Annotated in this window: 18 protein-coding genes; 9 read left to right on the top strand and 9 right to left on the bottom strand. The window is 69.6% G+C overall.

What is annotated here, in order from left to right; translation table 11 throughout:
- Positions 1–5 precede the first annotated feature (5 nt).
- Genes O3S82_RS04610 through O3S82_RS04600 form a run of 3 tightly spaced genes read right to left on the bottom strand, consistent with a single transcriptional unit; the run spans position 6 to position 3,625 of the window.
- Positions 6–1,034, bottom strand: coding sequence for an ABC transporter permease (locus tag O3S82_RS04610; protein WP_269305922.1), 1,029 nt, complete (start codon positions 1,032–1,034; stop codon positions 6–8).
- An 18-nt stretch (positions 1,035–1,052) separates the two neighbouring features.
- A complete protein-coding gene (locus O3S82_RS04605; protein WP_269305921.1) occupies positions 1,053–2,507 on the bottom strand; it encodes a sugar ABC transporter ATP-binding protein in 1,455 nt (484 codons plus the stop codon).
- A 5-nt stretch (positions 2,508–2,512) separates the two neighbouring features.
- Positions 2,513–3,625: a sugar ABC transporter substrate-binding protein gene (locus O3S82_RS04600; protein WP_269305919.1), complete on the bottom strand. Its 1,113-nt coding sequence runs from the start codon at positions 3,623–3,625 to the stop codon at positions 2,513–2,515.
- A gap of 229 nt (positions 3,626–3,854) precedes the next feature.
- Here O3S82_RS04600 and O3S82_RS04595 point away from each other — a divergent pair, with 229 nt between their 5' ends.
- Positions 3,855–4,568: a GntR family transcriptional regulator gene (locus O3S82_RS04595; RefSeq protein ID WP_269305918.1), complete on the top strand. Its 714-nt coding sequence runs from the start codon at positions 3,855–3,857 to the stop codon at positions 4,566–4,568.
- Positions 4,569–4,631: 63 nt separating this feature from the next.
- A complete protein-coding gene (locus O3S82_RS04590; RefSeq protein ID WP_269305916.1) occupies positions 4,632–6,050 on the top strand; it encodes an NAD-dependent malic enzyme in 1,419 nt (472 codons plus the stop codon).
- 9 nt (positions 6,051–6,059) lie between these two features.
- On the opposite strand, the gene O3S82_RS04585 is transcribed toward O3S82_RS04590, so the two are convergent.
- Complete coding sequence (locus tag O3S82_RS04585; RefSeq protein ID WP_269305914.1) at positions 6,060–7,298, bottom strand: alpha-hydroxy acid oxidase; 1,239 nt, start codon at positions 7,296–7,298, stop codon at positions 6,060–6,062.
- 30 nt (positions 7,299–7,328) lie between these two features.
- On the opposite strand from O3S82_RS04585, the gene O3S82_RS04580 reads away from it, so the two are divergent.
- Entirely contained in the window at positions 7,329–7,934 is a 606-nt protein-coding gene (locus O3S82_RS04580) for a DUF998 domain-containing protein (protein WP_269305912.1), read from the top strand.
- Here the strand turns inward: O3S82_RS04580 and O3S82_RS04575 are convergent.
- The gene (locus O3S82_RS04575; protein ID WP_269305910.1) at positions 7,888–8,649 is read right to left on the bottom strand and encodes a PaaX domain-containing protein, C- domain protein; all 762 of its coding nucleotides are present in this window, start codon (positions 8,647–8,649) and stop codon (positions 7,888–7,890) included. The two genes, O3S82_RS04580 and O3S82_RS04575, sit on opposite strands and share 47 nt — an antisense overlap.
- 62 nt (positions 8,650–8,711) lie before the next feature.
- Between O3S82_RS04575 and O3S82_RS04570 the strand changes: the two genes are divergently transcribed.
- The gene (locus O3S82_RS04570; RefSeq protein ID WP_269305908.1) at positions 8,712–10,340 is read left to right on the top strand and encodes an acyl-CoA dehydrogenase family protein; all 1,629 of its coding nucleotides are present in this window, start codon (positions 8,712–8,714) and stop codon (positions 10,338–10,340) included.
- Positions 10,341–10,343: 3 nt separating this feature from the next.
- Entirely contained in the window at positions 10,344–11,105 is a 762-nt protein-coding gene (locus O3S82_RS04565) for a crotonase/enoyl-CoA hydratase family protein (protein WP_269305875.1), read from the top strand.
- Positions 11,106–11,293: 188 nt separating this feature from the next.
- Here O3S82_RS04565 and O3S82_RS04560 read toward each other — a convergent pair whose 3' ends face one another.
- From O3S82_RS04560 to O3S82_RS04550, 3 genes are read right to left on the bottom strand one after another with little or no spacing between them, the layout of a single operon-like run.
- Complete coding sequence (locus O3S82_RS04560) at positions 11,294–13,324, bottom strand: acetoacetate--CoA ligase (RefSeq protein ID WP_269305873.1); 2,031 nt, start codon at positions 13,322–13,324, stop codon at positions 11,294–11,296.
- Entirely contained in the window at positions 13,321–14,259 is a 939-nt protein-coding gene (locus O3S82_RS04555) for a VOC family protein (protein WP_269305871.1), read from the bottom strand. The genes O3S82_RS04560 and O3S82_RS04555 overlap by 4 nt, the downstream gene beginning before the upstream one ends.
- Position 14,260: 1 nt before the next feature.
- The gene (locus O3S82_RS04550) at positions 14,261–15,124 is read right to left on the bottom strand and encodes a fumarylacetoacetate hydrolase family protein (protein WP_269305869.1); all 864 of its coding nucleotides are present in this window, start codon (positions 15,122–15,124) and stop codon (positions 14,261–14,263) included.
- A 98-nt stretch (positions 15,125–15,222) separates the two neighbouring features.
- Between O3S82_RS04550 and O3S82_RS04545 the strand changes: the two genes are divergently transcribed.
- On the top strand, positions 15,223–15,927 hold the full coding sequence (locus tag O3S82_RS04545; RefSeq protein ID WP_269305868.1) for a GntR family transcriptional regulator: 705 nt from the start codon (positions 15,223–15,225) through the stop codon (positions 15,925–15,927).
- 18 nt (positions 15,928–15,945) lie between these two features.
- Here the strand turns inward: O3S82_RS04545 and O3S82_RS04540 are convergent, their stop codons facing one another.
- The gene (locus O3S82_RS04540; protein ID WP_269305867.1) at positions 15,946–16,917 is read right to left on the bottom strand and encodes an IclR family transcriptional regulator; all 972 of its coding nucleotides are present in this window, start codon (positions 16,915–16,917) and stop codon (positions 15,946–15,948) included.
- Here O3S82_RS04540 and O3S82_RS04535 point away from each other — a divergent pair.
- From O3S82_RS04535 to O3S82_RS04525, 3 genes are all read left to right on the top strand, one after another.
- A complete protein-coding gene (locus O3S82_RS04535) occupies positions 16,828–18,369 on the top strand; it encodes an FAD-dependent monooxygenase (protein ID WP_269307031.1) in 1,542 nt (513 codons plus the stop codon). The genes O3S82_RS04540 and O3S82_RS04535 overlap by 90 nt on opposite strands.
- Positions 18,370–18,412: 43 nt before the next feature.
- The gene (locus tag O3S82_RS04530) at positions 18,413–19,363 is read left to right on the top strand and encodes an alpha/beta fold hydrolase (protein WP_269305865.1); all 951 of its coding nucleotides are present in this window, start codon (positions 18,413–18,415) and stop codon (positions 19,361–19,363) included.
- A 204-nt stretch (positions 19,364–19,567) separates the two neighbouring features.
- Positions 19,568–20,617: an MBL fold metallo-hydrolase gene (locus tag O3S82_RS04525; protein ID WP_269305863.1), complete on the top strand. Its 1,050-nt coding sequence runs from the start codon at positions 19,568–19,570 to the stop codon at positions 20,615–20,617.
- Positions 20,618–20,621: the final 4 nt, after the last annotated feature.

Genomic DNA, 20,621 nt, shown 5'->3' with positions numbered 1-20,621 from the left:
CGGGCTCAGGCGCCGACGAGCCGGCGGGACTTGCCGATCGAGAGACGAGCGAGTCCGATGGCGACGATCAGAGCGGTGCCGTTGAAGACCGGCTCGACCCAGGACGGGACGCCGAGAATGGTCAGGCCGTTGACGCCGACGGCGAGCAGGTAGACCGAGAGCACGACGCCCAGGGGGTTGAAGAAGCCGAGCCGGAACGCCGCGAGGCTGAGGAACGCGGCCGCGAACGCCGGCAGGAAGTACGCGTTCGAGATCGACGGGTTGCCCGAGCCCACCCGAGCCGTGAGGACCAGGCCCGCCAGGGCTGCGAGCGTGGAGCAGGCGACCAGGGCCGTGGCGCGCGTCCGCGCGGTGTTCACGCCAGCGAGGCGGGCAGCGACCTCGGACGAGCCCACGGCGTACAGGTTGCGGCCCCACGGTCGACGTTCGAGGACGAACCACAGAACAGCGGCGACGACGATCATGTAGTAGACCGGCAGCGGCAGGCCCAGGAACGACTTCGAGCCGAGGTTCGTCAGTGCGGCGGGCACGCCCTCGTAGAGCACTGCTCCCCCGGTGTACCAGAGCACGAGTCCGCCGAGGACGGTGCTGGTGCCCAGACTCACGACCACCGAGGGCAGGTCGAACTTCACGATGAGGACCGCGTGGAGGAGTCCGACCACCGCGCCCACGGCGAGCACGGCCACGATCACGACCGGAACGGGAAGTCCCTGCTTGGCGGGCAGGCCGGCGGCCAGGATGGACGCCAGCCCCAGGACCGACGCCACGGACAGGTCGAAGTCGTTGGCGATCAGCGGGATCATCACCGCGAGCGCCAGGATCGTGAGGACGGCGCTCTCGACCAGGATCGTCCGCAGGTTCGCGCTGTTGGCGAACGACACGGGCCGCAGGATGCTGAAGACGACGATGAGGACGATGAACAGGCCCACCATGCCGAAGCGGGGCAGGATCGCGCGAAGTCGGTGCGCAGGCGGGACGGCGGTGGATGCGGTCGACACGTCGGTCGTCTCCGATCGGGTGCTGGATGTGGTCACGATGCTCTTCCTGGTGGGTCAGTGCATCGCACTGAGAATGTCGGTGATGACGACGTCCTCGCGCCGCGCGTCGAGGACGACGCGACCCGCGCGAAGGACGACGACGCGGTCGCAGAAGTCGATGATCTCCTCGGGCTCGACCGCGGTCAGCAGGACGCCGGCACCGGTCTCCGCCGTCATGCGGAGCCGGCGCAGGATGTCCTGCTTCGCCCAGACGTCGATCCCCTGGGTGGGCTCCTCCGCGACGATCGCGGCCGGCTCGATCGCCAGCCAGCGACCGAGGATCGCCTTCTGCTGATTGCCGCCGCTCAGCGTCAGGATCGACGCCTCGGGGTCGCGCGGCTTGACGCTCAGCTCCTCGGTCCACCGGGCCGCGAGCGCCTGCTCGCGACGTCGCGAGATCCCGCCTGCCCGGATGGTCCGCGCGAGACTGCGGACCGAGATGTTCTCCCGCACGGTCAGTCCCGGCAGGACGCCACGGCGCGGCCGATCACTGGGGACGTAGCCGATGCGGCGCGCGCGGGCGTCGCCCGCGGTGAGCGGCCGGCCCTCGAACTCGACGCTGCCGGCGCGAGCGATCTCGCGCCCGGCGGCCAGCGCGCCGAGGCGCTCCAGCCCGCTGCCCACCATGCCGAAGGCGCCGACGATCTCGCCTCCGTAGATGTCCAGGTCGAGGTCGTCGATGGTGTCGTCGTGCAGCGCACGGATCGACAGCACGGGCTCGGCGGTGCGCACACTGGCTCTGGCCTCGTGCGTGGAGTGCACCGGCGCGTCCCCGACCATCAACTGGACCATGTCCGGGATGGCCAGGTCCGCGGTCGGGCCGGTGAAGACCGACTCGCCGTTGCGCAGGACCGTGACCGTGTCGGCGAGATCCTTGACCTCTTGCAGGCGGTGGGTGATGAAGACGATGCCGACCCCGCGTGCCGCGAAGGCCTTCATGGCATCGGCGAGCAGACCGATCTCGTGCGAGGGAAGCGCTGACGTCGGCTCGTCGAGGACGAGGGAGTCGATCGCCGCCCCGCGGGAGCGGTCCAGCGCCCGAGCACAGGCGATGATCGCCTGGTTGGCGAGGCTCAGGCTGGCGAGCTGCTGGTCCAGCGTGTTCTCGAGACCGAACTCGGCGAGGGCGTTGCGGGCTCGCTTCGCCTCGGTCTTCCAGTCGATCTGTCCGAAGCGCATCGCCATCGGTCGACCGATGACAAAGTTCTCCAGGACGGTGAGACTGGGGAGGAGGCCCAGGTCCTGGTGGACGAAGGCCACCTCCCCCATGCTGACGGTGCCCTCGTCCGCGCTGTGGTAGCCGTCCATCACCTTGACGAGGGTCGACTTGCCGGATCCGTTGAGGCCGATGAGGGCATGGATGGAGCCGGGGGCCACCTCCAGCGAGACGTTGCGGAGCGCCTTCGTCGCCCCGAAGGTCTTGCTGACGTTCTCGATCCGGATGGGCTGATGACCTGCGGTCGAGGGCACCTGACTCACTTCGCGTCCCAGATCTTCTGGTACTCGGCGGCGTAGTCGATGTCGCCGGTCCACGGACCGCCGGGCTCGATGCTGTCGATGTTCTCCGCCGTGATCAGGCGGATCGGGACGTTCTGCTCGACGGCTTCCTCGCCGGCCAGCATGCGGTTCATGTTGTCCATGGCCGCCCAGGTGCCCCACTCCATGGCGCCACCGACGCTGGCGGCGAGATCGCCCTTGCGGATGAGGTCGAGCGCCGGGGAGACGCCGTTGAAGGTGCCGACCTTGACCTGGTCGAGGATGCCGGCCTGCTTCATCGACGGAATGGCGGCGAGCATGGCGGCGTCGTAGGACGCGATCATGACGTTGAGGTTCGGGTCCTTGCGCGCCGCCGTCACCGCGAGCTGCGGAAGTCGGGTCGCCGCGTCACCTGCGGTGAAGTCCTGGCTGCCGACGAGCTCGCACGAGGAGCACGACTCGATCTCCTGCTGCGCGACCTCGGTCCAGGCGTAGGGCGCGTTGAACTCGGGCGAGTTGAGGACGTAGGCGTTCGCGGCGCCCTCGGACTTCCAGATCATGTAGGCGGCCATGGCCTTGCCCTGGTCCTCGATGCTGGCCTGCACGTCGTAGGAGGCGCCCGACTCGGAGACCTCGTTGAGCGAGTCGTAGCTGCCGACCACCAGACCGGCGTCGCGGGCGGCCTTGACCTGCCCCTTCACCGAGCTGGCCGACACGGCGTCGAGGATGATGCCGTCGGCGCCGTCGTCGATGGCCTCCTGGATGGTGCGACTGTAGACGCGCGGATCGAACTTGCCGTCGACGACCTTGACGTCCCATCCGAGAGCCTCGCCCGCCTCGGCGGCAGCCTTGCCGGGAAGGTTGCAGCCCTCCGCCTCGAAGCCGCACGTCAGGAAGACCACCTTCTTGCCGGGCTGCGCCGCGGGTCCTTCGGTGGGACCGGTGAACTCGCTGACCGGCTCCATGGCCTTCTCGGCGACGGCCTGGTACTCCGAGGTGTCCGCCGCGCTGCCGCTCGCGGCACCGGGATCCTCGCTGCACGCGGCGAGCAACAACAGGGGCACGGCGGCCAGGGCCGTCACCGCCATCCGCACAGGGCGCTTCTTCAACATGCCGTTCTTCCTTCTCGTCAGGAGTCGGGGGGTCCCGCATCTCGGGGGAGGTGGCGCAGGCCACACAGCAGGAACATACGGATTGTTCACACATTAGGCAATAAGAATCGTCAGATGCCATCCACTTTTTACATCCGTGCAACATGGCCCATTGTGCGTAGGACAATGTCCCCATAACCTGAGCCCGCACCGCGAACAGCAGTTGTTCACGCATTAGAAGAAGGATCTCATGACCGATCTGACGTCCGAGGAGGCCGTCGCGGCACTCTTCGCCGGCTCGAACAAGCCGACGTTCGCCACGACGGGAGAACGCGTCGCCGACGTCTTGCGGAACCTGCTGATCGAGGGCCGCCTGGAGCCGGGGTCACACCTGCCGGAGGAGGCCTTCGCGCATGGTCTCAACGTCTCGCGCAACACGTTGCGCGAGGCACTGCGACTGCTGGCCCACGAGGGCCTGGTCGTTCACGAGCTCAATCGCGGGATCTTCGTCCGGAAGCTCACGGCGGAGGACATCATCTCGATCTACCAGGTGCGCGAGTTCATCGAGGTCGCAGCGGTGCGCAGCGCATCGACCCACTCCCCCGCCAACATCTCCCGCGCCCGCCTGGCCGTCACGCAGGCCCTGGAGGCGGCCGAGGCCGACGACTGGAACGGCGTGGGCACGGCCAACATGCGCTTCCACAACGCCTTGGTGGCGCTGGCGGGGAACGAGCGGATCAACGCCATGACACGCCAGACCCTGGCCGAGCTGCGCCTGGCCTTCCACGTCATGCAGCCGCTCAAGCCTTTCCACGAGCCCTATCTGCCGGTCAACCAGACCATCTGCCGACTCCTGGAGGACGGCCGCACCGACGAGGCCGCGGACCACCTGACGTCCTACCTGCACACGGCTCGGGACCAGCTCGTCGACGCCTACCGCGCGCCCGCCGGCGACGAGCCCTGAGGAGTCGCACGCCACACCTGCCCGACTCGCGAGTAACGGGGATTGCAGGGTAGAAACGCTGTCGTGTCTGCTCCCGGAGTGTCCAACTCGATCACCGTCCGCCTCACCGTTCCTGCCGGCGGCTCCGGCGTGAGCGCGCTGAGCGCGTGCGTCGAGGAGGCCGGTGGGCTCGTCACCGCGCTCGACGTGACGGGCTCGGGCGTCGACGTGCTGCAGATCGACCTCACGTGCGCGGCGTCCGAGGGCGACGGGGCCGCCGAGCGCGTGGTCGACGCCCTGCGCCACCTCGAGGACGTCGAGATCCTCAAGGTCTCCGACCGGACGTTCCTCATGCACTTGGGCGGGGTCATCGAGACCGCCTCGAAGCACCCGCTGCGGAACCGCGACGACCTCTCGATGATCTACACGCCCGGCGTCGCCCGCATCTGCAACGCGATCGCCGCCGACCCCGAGGACGCGCGCCGGCTCACGGTCAAGCGCAACAGCGTCGCCGTGGTCAGCGACGGCTCGGCGGTCCTCGGCCTGGGCAACATCGGCCCGTACGCGGCTCTGCCCGTCATGGAGGGCAAGGCGGCGCTGTTCAAGTCGTTCGCCGGCATCGACGCCTGGCCGATCGTGCTGGACACGCAGGACGTCGACCAGATCGTCGAGACGGTCGCGGCGATCGCGCCGGGCTTCGCGGGGATCAACCTCGAGGACATCTCGGCGCCACGCTGCTTCGAGGTCGAGCGTCGGCTGCGCGAGCGACTCGACATCCCGGTGTTCCACGACGACCAGCACGGCACGGCGATCGTCGTCCTCGCAGCGCTGACGAACGCGCTGCGTGTGGTGGAGAAGGAGCTCGCACATGTGCGCATCGTGCTCGCCGGCGCGGGCGCCGCGGGCACGGCGATCCTCAGGCTGCTGCTGACCGCCGGCGCGCGCAACGTCGTGGTCTGCGACGTCGACGGCGTCGTCCACCGCGGCCGCGAGAACGACCACGAGTCGCTGCGCTGGATCGCCGAGCACACCAACCCCGACGACGTCACGGGCACCCTCAAGGAGGTCCTGCCCGGCGCGGAGGTCTTCATCGGCGTCAGCGCCCCGAACATCATCGACGGCGACGACGTCGCGGCCATGGGCGAGGACGCCATCGTGTTCGCACTGGCGAACCCGACGCCCGAGATCGACCCGGCCGTCGCCCGTCGCACCGCCCGCGTCGTGGCGACCGGCCGCTCGGACTACCCCAACCAGATCAACAACGTCCTCGCGTTCCCCGGCACGTTTCGCGGCCTGCTCGACGCCCAGAGCCATGACATCCCCGCCGGCGCGCTCGTGGCCGCGGCCGAGGCCATCGCCGACGCCGTCACCCACGGCGAGCTCAACGCGAACTACATCATCCCGAGCGTCTTCCACCCCGGCGTGCACCACGCCGTCGCGAAGGCCGTCCAGGATGCCGCCGACCCCAGCTTCACGTTCACGGAGTTCGGCGACTCCTGGTGAGACGGCCGGCTAGGGCCGGCTGAAGGGGACGAGGCGGCGCAACTGGGTGACGTGGGCCGGCTCGAGCTCGGCGATCGAGGAGGCGCCGAGCAGCTTCATCGTGCGCACGATCTCCGTCTCGAGGATCTCGATCGTGCGGTCCACGCCCTGGCGCCCGCCCGCCATCAACCCGTAGAGGTAGGCGCGGCCGATCATGGTGAAGTCCGCCCCGAGCGCCATGCACGCGACGATGTCGGCGCCGTGCATGATCCCGGTGTCGACGCCGATCTCCAGGTCGGCGCCCACCTCGCGCACGACGTCGGGCAGGAGGTGGAACGGGACCGGGGCGCGGTCCAGCTGGCGGCCGCCGTGGTTGGACAGCACGATGCCGTCCACCCCGCGGTCGGCCAGGGCGCGGGCATCCTCGACGTTCTGCACTCCCTTGACGACGATCCTCCCCGGCCACAGGCCACGGATGACGTCGAGGTCGTCATAGGAGATCGTCGGGTCCATCGCGGCATCGAGCAGCTCGCCCACGGTGCCGCCGGTGGAGGTGAGGGAGGCGAACTCGAGCTTCGGCGTGGTGAGGAAGTCGTACCACCACCACGGTCGGACGGCCGCGTTGAGGATGGTCTTCAGGGCGATCTGCGGCGGGATCGAGAACCCGTTCCGGCGGTCGCGCAGACGAGCCCCGGCGACGGGCGTGTCGACGGTGAACTGCAGGGTGTCGAAGCCGGCAGCGGCCGCCCGGCGCGTCAGGTCGTACGAGATCTCCCGGTCACGCATGACGTACAGCTGGAACCAGTTCCGGCCCTCCGGATTGGCCGCCTTCACGTCCTCGATCGACGTCGTGCCCAGCGTGGAGAGCGTGAACGGGATGCCCGCGGCGCCCGCCGCACCGGCGCCGGCGATCTCCCCCTCGGTCTGCATGAGGCGGGTGAAGCCCGTGGGCGCGATCGCGAACGGAAGCCGCGACGGCCCGCCGAGGATCGTGGTCGAGGTGTCCACCGAGACAGCGGGTCGCAGCACGCGCGGGTGGAACTCGACGTCCTCGAACGCCTGCCGAGCCCGCGCCAGGGACAGCTCGTTCTCGGCCGCGCCGTCGGTGTAGTCGAAGGCGGCACGCGGCGTCCGACGCGCCGCGATGCGCCGCAGGTCGTGGATGGTCAGCGCGGCGTCGAGCCGTCGCTGCTTGGCGCTCCAGACCGGCTTCTTGAAGCGGAGGAGGTCGAAGACCTCCCTCGGACGCGGCAGCTGACGTTGGGCCATGACTCAACCTCTCACGGCTACGGTTGACGGATGCCGACCGCTTCCCGCTGGGGCGCCCTGGCGCTCGTCGCGCGTCCGCTCTACATCGCGACGGAGATCTTCGTCGCCGCCGCGGTGATCGGCGACTACAGCCTCCTGGCCGACACCGTGAGCAGACTGGGCGAGACCGGCTGCGCGCCCGACTACTGCTCGGTCCGCCACGCCTGGATGAACGGATCGTTCGTGGCGTTCGGCCTGCTGCTGGCCGGCAGTGCGGTGACGCTGAGCCGTCGACTCGGCCCGTGGGCGACGGGCCTGCTGGTGGTCTCGGGACTGAGCTCGGTCGCGACGGGCCTGACGCCACAGGATCAGCACCCCACCGCCCACGTGATCGCCGCGACCCCTCTGTTCGTCGCCCAGCCGGCAGCGCTCGTGGCACTGGCGTTCCACATCCGCGACGAACAGCCGATCCTGGCGCGCGTGATGCTGGGCGGTGGCGTGGTCACCGGCGCCGGCGCCGCGGCGTTCATCCTGGCCGGGGACGAGTACGCCGGCCTGTTCGAGCGCCTCGCCCTGTGGCCCGTGGTGATCCTGCTCTCCGCCTACGGCGTCACGGCCCTTCGCCGTCCAGTCCCGGTGACGCGGGAGGTGTCCTGAGCAGGGCGAGCCGCTGCAGCTCGTCCTGGTAGGCGCGATAGGCGTCGCGCAGGTCGGCCGCGGGCCAGTGCGGCGGGCGCAGGGCCGCCGGCAGCAGCGGATCGGTGCTGAGGTGGTGCACGAGCATCGCGGCCGCAGCGAGGCGAGATGCCGGCTCCCGGACGCTCGCGAGCCGGTCCAGCAGTTCTTCACCCTCACGCGCCCAGCCGCCGAGGTCCCACAGGCGCGCGGTCAGCTCCTCGGGATCCTGCTCCGGCGTCGCCCTGAAGGTCCGCAGCACGGGGTCGACCGGGGACGCACGGGTGAGGTTCGCCGGACGGGTCCAGACGCCCTCCCGCAGCTCCGCGAGACGGCGGGCCGCCAGCGCGTCGCGAAGGGAGGCGCGCTCCGCACCCGAGCGGCCGGAGACGACCACGATCGCCATCTCCCACGTGCCGTCCCAGGCCGTCTCGGCGTCCCGCACGGCCTCGTCCTGGTGCTGCTGGCGTCGCAGCAGGCGGTCGCCGAGTCGGTAGCCGGCGTCGGTGCGCCGCAGGTCGCCGTCGGCCACGGCGCGGGTGACCGCGACGCGCACCGTCGAGGGCGCGATGCCGAAGTATTGGCCGGCACGGGTGAGATCGGCCGGCGTGAACGGCTCCGGGTGCGCGCCGAGCACCAGGCTCAGGACCGTCGACCGCGCGGAGAGCGACGCGGGAGCGACACGCTGGGAAGCCACGGCCCCATCCTCGCACGCTACGCATCTGGACACGACTGTTGTCGAATATGTAACATCACGGCATGACGAGTGCCACGCACGAGGTGTTCAACCAGGTCCCCCCGCTGGTGGGGCACAACACGGCGGCGGATCCCGCGCTGCGCGAGGGTCTCGAGCGCGAGGGCGCCGGCTGGGCGCTCCCCGAGATCGACGAGCTGGGCCGGCTGGCCGGCACGACGGAAGCCCAGGACTGGGGCCGGCTCGCCGAGTGCGTGCCGCCGCGCCTCCACACGCACGACCGCTACGGACACCGCGTGGACGAGGTCGAGTACGTCCCGGCGTACCACCAGCTCATGCGCACCGCGGTCGAGCACGGCCTGCACGGGGCGCCGTGGGCCGACGACCGTCCCGGCGCGCACGTCGCCCGCGCGGCCAAGTTCTTCACCTGGAACGTCGACGCCGGCCACGGCTGCCCGATCTCGATGTCCTACGCCGTCGTTCCCGCCCTGCGCGCCAACCCCGAGCTCGCGGCGCGGTTCGAGCCGCTGCTGACGAACCGCGAGTACGACTTCGGCCTGCGCGACCCCGAGACGAAGCGCGGCCTGATCGCGGGCATGTCCATGACCGAGAAGCAGGGTGGCTCCGACGTCCGCGCGAACACCACCACGGCCACCCGGCAGCCGGACGGCACCTACGTCCTGCGCGGGCACAAGTGGTTCACCAGCGCGCCGATGAGCGACCTGTTCCTCACCCTCGCGCAGACGCCCGCCGGAGTCTCGTGCTTCCTCGTGCCGCGCGTCCTGCCCGGCGGCGAGCGGAACGCCATGCGGTTCATGCGCCTCAAGGACAAGCTGGGGAACCGGTCGAACGCCTCGTCGGAGATCGAGTACGACGCCGCCGTCGCGTGGCTCGTCGGCGAGGAGGGCCGCGGCGTCCGCACCATCGTCGAGATGGTCAACATGACCCGCCTCGACTGCGTGATCGGCTCCGCGTCCGGCATGCGCTCGGCGCTCACGATGGCCGCCCACCACGCCCGGCACCGGTCGGCGTTCGGGAAGCGGCTGGTCGACCAGCCCGCGATGCGCAACGTGCTGGCCGACCTGCAGGTCGAGTCCGAGGCCGCGACCACCGCGATGCTGCGGCTGGCGGGCGCCAACGACCGGGCCACGCGCGGCGACGAGGGCGAGGCTGCCCTGCGCCGCATCGCGCTCGCCGTCACCAAGTACTACGTCTGCAAGCGCGCGCCCTCCATGGTCAACGAGGCGCTGGAGTGCCTCGGCGGCAACGGGTACATCGAGGACTTCGACGTCGCGCGCATCTACCGCGAGATGCCGCTGCTCTCGATCTGGGAGGGCTCGGGCAACGTCGCCGCGCTCGACGCGCTGCGCGCCATGACCAAGGAGCCGCACACGCTCGACGCGTTCTTCGCCGAGGCCGAGCTCGCGAGCGGGGCGGACCGCCGGTACGACGCCGCGGTCGACCGGCTCAAGAAGGAGTTCACCTCGTTCGACGACCTCGAGTTCCGTGCCCGGCGCATCGTCGAGCAGATGGCCCTCGTCTTCCAGGCCAGCCAGCTCGTCCGGCACGCGCCGGCGGCGGTCGCGGACGCCTTCACCGGCTCGCGCCTCGAACGCGACTGGGGCGGCGCCTTCGGCACGCTCCCCCCGCGCGCCGACGTCGGCGAGATCATCGACCGCGCGATGCCGGCCTGAACGATGTCCGTCACGATCACCCGGGACGGCCCGGTCACGACGATCGGGATCGCGCGGCCCGAGGCCCGCAACGCCGTGGACCGGGCCACCGCGGAGGCGCTCGTCGAGGCGTTCGCGGCCTTCGACGCCGACACGGAGGCCAGCGTCGCGGTGCTGCACGGCGAGGGCGGGACGTTCTGCGCCGGAGCCGACCTGAAGGCGCTCGCCGCCGGTGACCCCAACCGGTTCGAGCCCGACGGCGACGGACCCATGGGACCCACGCGGATGCGGCTGGGCAAACCCGTCATCGCGGCGATCGAGGGTCACGCCGTCGCCGGCGGCCTCGAGCTGGCGGTCTGGGCCGACCTGCGCGTCGTGGCGCAGGACGCGGTGCTCGGCGTCTTCTGCCGGCGCTGGGGCGTGCCGCTCATCGACGGCGGCACGGTCCGCCTGCCGCGCCTCATCGGCACGAGCGTCGCGATGGACCTGATCCTCACCGGACGCGCGGTCGAGGCCGACGAGGCCCTGCGCATCGGCCTGGCCAACCGCGTCGTGCCGCCGGGCGAGGCCCTAGCCGCCGCTCAGCAGCTCGCGCGCGAGATCGCCGCGTTCCCGCAGACCTGCCTGCGCGAGGACCGCCTCTCGGTGCTCGAGCAGGAGGGTCTCGACGAGCAGGCGGCCCTCGCAGCCGAGTACCGCCACGGCGTCGTCTCCATCGACGCCGGCATGGTCGCCGGGGCGACCCGGTTCGCCGAAGGCGCCGGCCGCCACGGCGCCTTCGGCTGAGCTCGGCACCCCGCGCCACCCCGGCGGGAGTCCTCCCGCGGCGCAGTCCGTCGGCGGCAAGTCCTTCGATCAGGCGGTAGTAGTCGTCCTGCTCGGAGCCAATGAACACCAAAAGGGTGAGCCTTCATCTCCTGGTGGCCGATCAGCGCTCCGCTGACGCACCAGGCGTCGGGCCTGGGCCCAGCTGTTCACGCGGTGCCTCCTGCCGTCGTCCCGGCACGGGCTGCGGCCTCGGTCCAAGCCCGTTCGAGCTCGACGTATGCCTCCACCAGGTCCGGACGGTCGACGGCACCTGCGCTCAGGACGTCGGCCGGATCAGCGCCCTGCAGGATTCGCTTGAGGGGCACCTCGAGCTTCTTGCCCGTCTTCGTGTGCGGCAGCGCCTCGACGACGTGGAACTCATCCGGGACATGCCGGGGAGAGCACTCCGCGCGAAGCCGTTCCGTGATGTGCTCGATGAGGGCGGAGTCCACCTCGTGCCCCTCCTCGGCCACGATGAAGAGCGGCATGCGATAGGTGCCGTCAGGACGTTCGACGCCGAGGACGAGTGCCTCCGCGACTCCGTCGACGCTCTCCACGACCGAGTACACGTCCGCAGAGCCGAGCCGGACACCGTTCCGGTTGAGCGTGGAGTCCGATCGCCCATGCACGATGAACGAGCCCGCACTGGTGTGCGTCACCCAGTCCCCGTGCCGCCAGACGCCGGGGAAGTGGTCGAAGTACGCCTCCCGGTAGCGCGAGCCGTCGGGGTCGTTCCAGAGTCCCAGTGGCATGGACGGCATCGGCGCGGTCACGACGAGCTCGCCCACGTGGTCGCGCCGAGCCTGGCCGTCGTCATCCCAGGCCTCGACCGCAACGCCCAGGAGTGGTCCCGGAATCTGCCCCGGACGCACCGGCACGCCGGGGCTTCCTCCCATGAACGAGCTCACCACGTCCGTTCCTCCGCTGGTCGAGATCAACGGGATGCGGGGTGAGACAGCGCGGGCCGACCACTCATAGACCGACTCTGGAGCCGGGGCACCGGTCAGGAGAATGCTCTGCAGTCGCGAGAGGTCATGATCACGTCCGGGCTCCAGACCCGCCGAGGCTGCCGCTTGGAGCATGCCCGGGCTGGTGCCGAACTGCGTGACGCGCTCGTCCGCGACGATGTCCCAGAGGACATCGAGGGTCGGATGGGCCGGGCTGCCTTCGTAGACGACCGTCGTCGCGCCGACGAGCAGGGCTCCGACCACGATGTTCCAGAGCATCCAGTTCGTCGTGGTGTACCAGAAGAGCACGTCCTCGGCGCCCAGATCCTGGTGCAGCCCGAGTGCCGCGAGGTGCGTGACCAGGACGCCGGCGTGTCCGTGCACGATGCCCTTGGGCACGCCCGTCGTGCCAGAGGAGAACAGCACCCACAGCGGGTGGTCCGACGCGACCTGCTCCGCTCGAAGCGGAGCCGGATGGTCGTGCGCAGTGACGGCCTCGTCCCACGTCAGCCATGTCGTGGGGCCGTCGGCGGGCGCGCTGATCTCCATCTCGCCCCTGGCGACGGTCACGACCAGGTCGGGATCGAGCCGCTTGCTCAGCTCCAGGAGCACATCGCGACGATCCTGCAGGACTCCTCCGAAGGATGTCGCCGTGACTCCGACGAGCACCTTGGGCTCGAGCTGTTGCAGGCGGTCTGCTGCGGCCGCTGCGCCGTAGTCAGGCGCGCATCCGGCCCACACCGCTCCCACGGCGGCAGATCCCAGGAAAGCGATGATCGCCTCATCCGCGTTCGGCAGGTAGCCCACGACCCGGTCGCCGGGGACGACGCCGTTCGAGCGAAGGGTGTCCGCGAATGCGGTGACGCGGGTGTGAAGGTCCGCCCAGCTGACGACGCTTCGATCCCGTCCCTCCCCGAGAACGATGATCGCGGGGTCGTCGCCGTGATGCTCATGCCGCAGCACCTGCTCGACATAGTTGAGCCGAGCGCCACCGAACCACCGTGCTCCCGGCATGATCTGGGAGTCGAGGACCTCGTCGAACGGGGCGCTCGCCTGCACGTCGAAGTACCGCCAGACCTCCCCCCAGTACTGCTCCGGCTGCTCCACGGACCACGCGTGGAGCAGCCCGTAGGTCGAGAGGCCGACTCCGTGCCTCCGGGAGACCTGATCGGCGAAGTCCCTCATGGCCGTGCCCGGCGGCAACGGCAGGTCGTGCTCCCCGGCTCTGCTCTTCGCAACGTGCTCGGTCATGACGAGTGCGAACCCGTCATCAGCGCCGCGAGATCCTCGGGAGCCAGGAATGACGGCGGAGGAGGCGGCCCCCAGTCGTAGAGGGCTCGCGCCCCCTCCCACACCCGCGGCTTCCACAGTGCATCGTCGACGATGCAGTCGATGTCCGAGTAGTACTCGGAGAAGTTCCCTGCGGGGTCCTTGAGGTACCAGAAGAAGTTGGAACCGATGGCATGACGCCCCAGGCCCCACACGTGTCGTTCGGGATCTGCCTCCAGCATCGCCGACGCACCGCGCCCCACCTCGTCGACGTCATCGACCTGCCAGGACGTGTGGTGCAGGAGATCGACCGGCGCACTCTGGACGAGCACGTTGTGGTGGTCGGTCGAGCATCGCATGAACGCGGCAGCGCCCTTGACCTCGTCACTGACCTTGAAGCCGAGTCCCTCGGTGAAGAACCGCTGCGATGCCTCCTGCTGGGTCGAGCCCAGGACAACGTGACCCAGCTTCCTCGGACGGACCGGGGCCTCGCGGGAGACGCTCGAGGCACGCTCGTTCAGCCGGTCGGTGGCTCCGGGGCGGTTGTAGGTCGCGAGCGGACCGGGGTCGGAAGAGATCCTTTCGGCGATCTCGACCCGTACACGCACGTTGGTGCCGGGATCCACCGCCTCGACGCTGGTCGCCGAGCGGATGACCTCGACCTCGAGCCGCTCGAGGGCGCGGGCCACACGATCGAGGTCGTCAGGGTCGTCGGCTCCGACACCGAGGTCGAGCAGACGCCGACGTGCCGAGCGCACGACGGCCAGCTGCTCGCCGCCGTCAACCGTGGAGAACCGCGCACGATCGGCGTCGGCCGCTCCCTCGACGCGAGTGAGACCGAAGTCCTCGTAGTAGGCGGCGGTCCTCGCGACGTCCGGGACGCCGAGGGTGATGCCGGTGAGTCGGTGCAGTGCCATGTCAGGCGTCCTCTCGCTTGATCATCGAGCAGGTCTGTCTCAGGCTGCCCAGCCCGGCGATCGTCGTCTCCACGACGTCGCCGTCCGCGAGGAAGCGAGGAGGCTTCCGGGCACCGCCGACACCCGCCGGGGTACCCGTGAAGATCACGTCGCCGGGGAGAAGCGGAACCACGGCGGACAGGTGCTCGACGATCTGGGGAACGGAGAAGATGAGCTTCGCCGTCGAGCTCTTCTGCACCGTCTCGCCGTTGATGGAGCACTCGATCGGCAGATCATCGGGATCCTCCACCTCATCCAGGGTGGAGAGCCATGGACCTTGGGGAGCGAATCCCGGGTAGGACTTCCCGAGCGAGAACTGAGGAGCAGGCCCGGTCAGCTGGAGGGCTCGCTCCGAGTAGTCCTGGCCCACGGCAAGGCCGGCGACGTGCTGCCAGGCATCGGAAGCGGCCACCCGGTCCGCTCGGCGGCCGATGACGACAACGAGCTCGGCCTCCCAGTCCACGGTCGCAGCGGGCAGCCGAAGGGCTCCTTCGGGGCCTGCGAAGCTCCCGACCCACTTGGTGAAGGTCGGGGGAACCGCCGGGTGGTCGAGGCCGGCCTCATCCGCGTGATCTCGATAGTTCAACCCGATGGCGAAGATCTGGCGCGGCGCCGGCGACGGTGCCCCCAAGTCGCTGATCGTGACGGGCTCACGCTCGCCGTCGAGGGTCGCTCCTTCGGCCCACTCGGTGAACTCGGTCCAGCGATCGTAGACCTCGGGCAGCCCCGGCCCGAAGCGACCGCTCGATGCTCGCTCGACATCGGTCAGCGAGGTTCCGTCTGGGGAGATGATGACGGCGCGTCCGTCACGGTTCGCGAGTCGCATCGCGTCCCTCTTTCCTCGAAGGTGTTCGACAATACCTGTCAATTTCGAAATACCGTACACGATCGTATCGTCGGGACGAGATTGAGTAGAGTGGACGCATGCCCACGCGAGGTGCTCGACCCCGGAACACGACTCGAGCAGACGGCGTTCTGCGGTCGATCCGTCTGGACATCCTCAACGGCACCCTTCCCCCGGGGTCGCGGCTCGGGTTCACCGATCTCGGCGCACGGTACGACGTCTCGACCGGCGTGCTTCGCGAGGTGCTGCCTCGACTCGTCGAGCAGGGGCTCGCCACGTCCGAACCCCAGCTGGGCTACCGCGTCATCGACGTCTCCATCGATCGCCTGACCCACCTGACGGAGGCGCGAGTCGCGATCGAAGGTCTCGTGACACGTCAGGCGATTCACCACGGCGATCTTGCCTGGGAGGCTGAGATCGTCGCCCGACACCACGCGCTCGTGCGCCGCACCGCCGAGGCAACCGGCACCACCGTTCACGAGGACTGGATCGTGGCGCACGAGCAGTTCCACCTGGCGATCCTGCTCGGCTGCCCGAATCCGTACCTGGTGGACACCGCGCGTCGCCTGAGGTCCGTCGCCGAGGTGTACCGCTGCTGGGCTGCACCGGCGATCGAGGCATCGCACCGTGACGTGGCGTCCGAGCACCGTGAACTGATGGAAGCGGCGATCGGACGCGACCCTGAGACCGCGGTCAGTCGCACCGAGGCGCACATCCGCCGCACGACGGACCTGCTGCTGGAAGGACATCGACTTCGCGGCGACGTCGCCCTCGAAGCCCACTGATGCGGTCGGCAGCGCGCGTCAGGACAGCATCGCCGCGCGCGAGATGCCCAAACTCGCAGCCCGCAGGGCGACTCGAAGGGAGTTCTTCGAGGTGACGCTTCCGGGGAGCACGATCGAGATCGCCGCAAGCGCCTCGCCGCGGCCGTCCATGACGGGCGCCGCGATGGTCGTGATCTGGCGCGGCCCACTCCTCAGGGGATTGGGACCAGTCAGGGCAACCACGCCCTCCCGCCGAACGACGGCGATGAGCTGCCGGACTCGACGATGGTGCCTGGCCGCCTCGGCATCTGCGGCCGACTCCCCCAGCACGTCGACCAGGACGCCGTCGGGCGCGTGCGCGAGCAGTGCGATCCCGACACCCGTCTGGTCCAAGGGGATCCGACCACCCACTCGGTGAGCCACGGCGACCGCGCCCCTGGAGGAGAGTCGCTCGACCAGGACGGCCTCGGACCCCTCACGAACGGCCAGCTGCACGTGCTCGTCGGTCACGCGATGCAGGTCCTCCATGAAGGGAAGCGCGGCACTGCGCAGTCCGTGACCCCGAGGAGCCATCGTGGCCAGCTCCAGCAGGTGCAGGCCGACCACGAACCTGCCGTCGGCGTGTCTCTCGAGCGCCCCCAGCTCGACGAGCTGAGACGCGATTCTCAGCGCGGAGCTCTTCGGCAGCCTCGCGCGGGTGGCCAGCGCACTCAGCGAGAGCGCCTCGCCGGGGGCCCGAAAGGCGCCGAGCATCCGAAAGGCACGTGCCAGCAGTGGCTCCCCTTCGGCCGGCCGTCCGGACCTCGGTTGCGCATCGAGTGTTCCACTCATCGGAATTGCGGTCGTGTGTCTGCGGTCACACGGTGAAACATACAGGCCATGATCTCGTCTCCCCCGCGTGACGCCGTCCACGATGTCGTCATCATCGGCGGCGGTCCCTCCGGCCTTGCCACGGCTGCCGAGCTGGCACACCACGGTGTGCGCTCGGTCGTGGTCGAGCCGCGCCAGCACGTGTCCCACGACCGCCCTCGCGCCAAGACCACCAGCATCCGCACGATGGAGCACTTTCGTCGGTGGGGAGTCGCCGACGACGTGCGGGAGCGCGCACACCTGAAGCCCGAATGGTCGCAACGCGTCCTGTTCTGCGACAACCTGTCCGGCGACGTGATCACGGAGTTCGACGGCGCTTTCGGACTGTCCGGTGAGCGACTCCCGTTCGCCGCCGAGACCAGCCAGCAAGTACCCCAGCCAGTGGTCGAGGACGTCCTGCGCGAGCATCTCCAGTCCAGCGGGCTCGTCGAGCTTCGGCTCGGCTCTCGCGCAGTCAAGGTCGCCGAAGACGTCGACGGCGTCACCGTCGAGATCGAGCCGACGGACGGGACGGTCACTGCGCTGCGCGCCAGGTATGTCGTCGGCTGCGACGGCGGCTGGAGTCTGTGTCGAGACGCGATCGGCGCCGTCCTGGAGGGTACGTCGGCTCCCCGCGCCAACCTCAACGTCGTCTTCACCTCGCGAGAGCTTCGCCCCGTCGTCGGCGATGCCATCCACTACTGGGCGATCGGCCCGACGGTCCCCGGAGGTCTGGGAAGACTGGACCACGACGGTCGCTGGTGGGCCGGGCTCGCGGGTGCGGGGCACGTGAGCGACGAGGCCGAGGTGTGCCGGCTGATCGGCGAGCTCGCCGGCGTGGACTCCTCCCATCTCGACCTCCGCATCGAGGCCATGGACCCATGGACTCCTCGCATGCTCCTGGCGGACCGGTTCTCGTCGGAGCGGATCTTCCTCGTCGGCGAGAGCGCCCATCTCAATCCGCCGTTCGGCGGCCACGGCTTCAACACCTGCGTCGGGGACGCGGTGAACATCGGATGGAAGCTCGCCGCCGTTCTGCAGGGCTGGGGCGGACCTCACCTCCTCGCATCGTATGAAGCGGAACGACGTCACGTGGCGGCCGAGACGATCGCCTCCGCACGCGCGAATCTCGAGGCATCCGGTCCCGGGATCTCCCGCACCGCCGAGGGGCTGCAACGGACGAAGGCCGAGGAGTTCTACTCCCTCGGCCTCGTCCTGGGCTACTCGTACGCAGGCTCTCCGATCGTTGCGCAGGGCCCCGAGCCGGATCGTCGCGAGGTCCAGCGCTACGAGCCGACCTTTGCACCGGGGGCGCGACTCCCGCATGCCTGGCTGGGGCCGACGCTGTCCCTCTACGACGTGCTCGGAACGGCCTTCACCGTCCTGGCGCCCTGCGACTTCGATTCCCCGTCGCTGGCCCGCATCCTGGACGAGTTCTCCAGCAGATCCATCCCCGTGAAGGTCGCGACCGTTCCCGCCGGGACGACAGGCGGCGAATCCCACCTGACCGTGGTCCGGCCGGACCAGCACATCGCGTGGACAGGCGACGACGCCTCTCTCCTCGATCCAGACATCATCACGGGGCACACGCCCTCGCTGACCGCCTCGGTCTAGCGAACCCGCCCTCACGCACGACCATTCACAGAACGGAATGCCCATGAACGACAGGTCCCCCACCCGACACGGAGCACCGGACGACGTGTTCGTCGCGCACGGCTTCGAGGAGAAGCTCGTGAACCTCGGCGAGATCGACATGAACTACGCGGAGGCCGGATCACCCACGAAGCCCGCCCTGCTTCTCCTGCCGTCCCAGAGCGAGTCGTGGTGGGGCTACGAAGAGGTCATGCATCTGCTCACGGACGACTTCCATGTCTTCGCGGTGGACATGCGCGGACAGGGGCGGAGCACGTGGACTCCGGGCCGATACAGCCTCGACAACTTCGGCAACGACCTCGTCCGGTTCATCGACCAGGTGATCGGTCGCCCCGTCATCGTGGCGGGGAACTCGTCGGGCGGACTGATCGCCGCGTGGCTGGCGGCGTACTCCCTCCCGGGACAGATCCGTGCCGCGTTCGCCGAGGATGCTCCCTTCTTCGCCTCCGAGCTCACTCCGAAGGTCGGACACACGATCCGACAGGCTGCCGGCCACATCTTCGTCAACTGGCGTGACTTCCTCGGAGACCAGTGGTGCGTGGGGGACTATGAGGCGTACCTGAAGGCCATGCGCAACTCCGAGATCCCCATGCTCCGGCAGGTGCCGCTCCCCGACGAAGCCCCGCAGAACCTGAAGGAGTACGACGCCGAGTGGGCTCGAGCCTTCTACGACGGCACGGTCGCCCAGACCTGCCCTCACCACACGATGCTGGCGCAGGTCAAGGCTCCCGTCCTCGTGACGCACCACTTCCGCCTCATCGACCCCACCACCGCTGGACTGATGGGCGCCATGTCGGACCTCCAGGCCGAGAAGGCGATGGAGCTCATGCGTGAAGCCGGCGTGAAGGTCGACTACGTCGATGCGCCCGACGCGCCGCACATCATGCACGCGCTCGAGCCCGAGCGCTACGTCGGCATCCTGCGGGACTGGGTCTCGACGCTGCCGCAGGCCTGAGGCTCTCGGCACACGACGATCGGCAAGGAGACCTTCACGATGTCGAACTCACCCGCTCCGCCTGGTCGGAGACGATTCCTCGGGGCTCTCGGCGCCTCTGCGGCACTCGGAGCCACGTCGTCGGCGCTGTTCCTGGCGGACCCGCTCGGCTTGGGCGCCAGTCCGGAGGCGGGCGCGGCGGCGCCGCCACGGGCCGAGGGCCCGGTGAGCAAGCACTTCACCAGGGTCGTCCTCCTCGGTACCGCAGGTGGACCGGGGCTCTTCGAGGACCAGAGGTCGTGCGGCATCTCCACCGCCGTGGTCTATGGAGAAAGCGTCTACCTCGTCGACCTGGGCGCGGGAGCGATGGCCAGCCTCAACCGCAGCGGTGTCGCCGCCTCGAGCGGCGCACCCGATGCGGCCGGCGCCCTCCTGGACAACGTCCGCGGGATCTTCTTCACGCACCTGCACAGTGACCACGTCGCGGACTGGCCGACGCTCTACGCGACGGCACCGCCGAACTCGATCCGCCGCACGGACCCGATCCGCGTCTTCGGGCCGGGTCCGCGCGCGCAACTGCCGCGACTCTTCCCGCCCACGCGCCCCGACGTCGAGCCGATCAATCCTGCCGATCCGTCCCTGGGCATCGCAGGCATGACCGCGACGCTGCGCAACGCGTTCGCAGCTGACCTCAACGATCGGATCAGGGACACGAACATGGCGGACCCGGCCTCGCGGTTCGAGATCTCCGAGATCGACCTCGCCGGAACGTGGGACGTCGACGCCGCCGGGGTCCCGCCCCGACTGACCCGTCCTCTCGACGTCTGGGTCGACGGGGACGTGAAAGTGACGGCGACACTGGTCGACCATCGTCCGACCGCCCCGGCGTTCGCCTATCGCTTCGACACCCCCGACGGCTCGATCGTCGTCTCCGGGGACACGACGGTGAGCCCGAACCTCATCGCGCTGGCAGAGGGTGCCGACTGCCTGGTCCACGAGGTGATCGATCCGATGTTCGTCCAGGACATCACGTCTCAACTGCCCGGGGAGATCGCCGCAGCCACGCGCGAGCACCTCCTCGCATCGCACACGACCATCGAACAGGTGGGACGGGACGTGGCCCAGCCGGCAGGCGTCAAGCAGCTCGTTCTCTCGCACCTCGTGCCACCCTCGGGGCCCGAGTCTCGGTGGAAGAACGCAGGACGTGGCTTCGACGGGAAGGTCGTCGTGGGACGCGACCTCATGCAGTTCGGCATCGGCACTCGCAAGCGATGACGGG

Origin of the sequence: Aeromicrobium sp. HA, assembly GCF_027171405.1 — a bacterium.
Classification (GTDB): domain Bacteria; phylum Actinomycetota; class Actinomycetes; order Propionibacteriales; family Nocardioidaceae; genus Aeromicrobium; species Aeromicrobium tamlense.
This window is presented reverse-complemented; position numbering and strand designations above follow the sequence as displayed.

Bases quoted from the DNA above. Each gene is read 5' to 3' on its own strand.
- O3S82_RS04595 (WP_269305918.1), top strand. From the start codon at position 3,855: ATGACCGATCTGACGTCCGAGGAGGCCGTCGCGGCACTCTTCGCCGGC.
- O3S82_RS04585 (WP_269305914.1), bottom strand. From the start codon at position 7,298: ATGGCCCAACGTCAGCTGCCGCGTCCGAGGGAGGTCTTCGACCTCCTC.
- O3S82_RS04570 (WP_269305908.1), top strand. From the start codon at position 8,712: ATGACGAGTGCCACGCACGAGGTGTTCAACCAGGTCCCCCCGCTGGTG.
- O3S82_RS04545 (WP_269305868.1), top strand. From the start codon at position 15,223: ATGCCCACGCGAGGTGCTCGACCCCGGAACACGACTCGAGCAGACGGC.
- O3S82_RS04560 (WP_269305873.1), bottom strand. From the start codon at position 13,324: ATGACCGAGCACGTTGCGAAGAGCAGAGCCGGGGAGCACGACCTGCCG.
- O3S82_RS04530 (WP_269305865.1), top strand. From the start codon at position 18,413: ATGAACGACAGGTCCCCCACCCGACACGGAGCACCGGACGACGTGTTC.
- O3S82_RS04555 (WP_269305871.1), bottom strand. From the start codon at position 14,259: ATGGCACTGCACCGACTCACCGGCATCACCCTCGGCGTCCCGGACGTC.
- O3S82_RS04600 (WP_269305919.1), bottom strand. From the start codon at position 3,625: ATGTTGAAGAAGCGCCCTGTGCGGATGGCGGTGACGGCCCTGGCCGCC.
- O3S82_RS04565 (WP_269305875.1), top strand. From the start codon at position 10,344: ATGTCCGTCACGATCACCCGGGACGGCCCGGTCACGACGATCGGGATC.
- O3S82_RS04580 (WP_269305912.1), top strand. From the start codon at position 7,329: ATGCCGACCGCTTCCCGCTGGGGCGCCCTGGCGCTCGTCGCGCGTCCG.
- O3S82_RS04550 (WP_269305869.1), bottom strand. From the start codon at position 15,124: ATGCGACTCGCGAACCGTGACGGACGCGCCGTCATCATCTCCCCAGAC.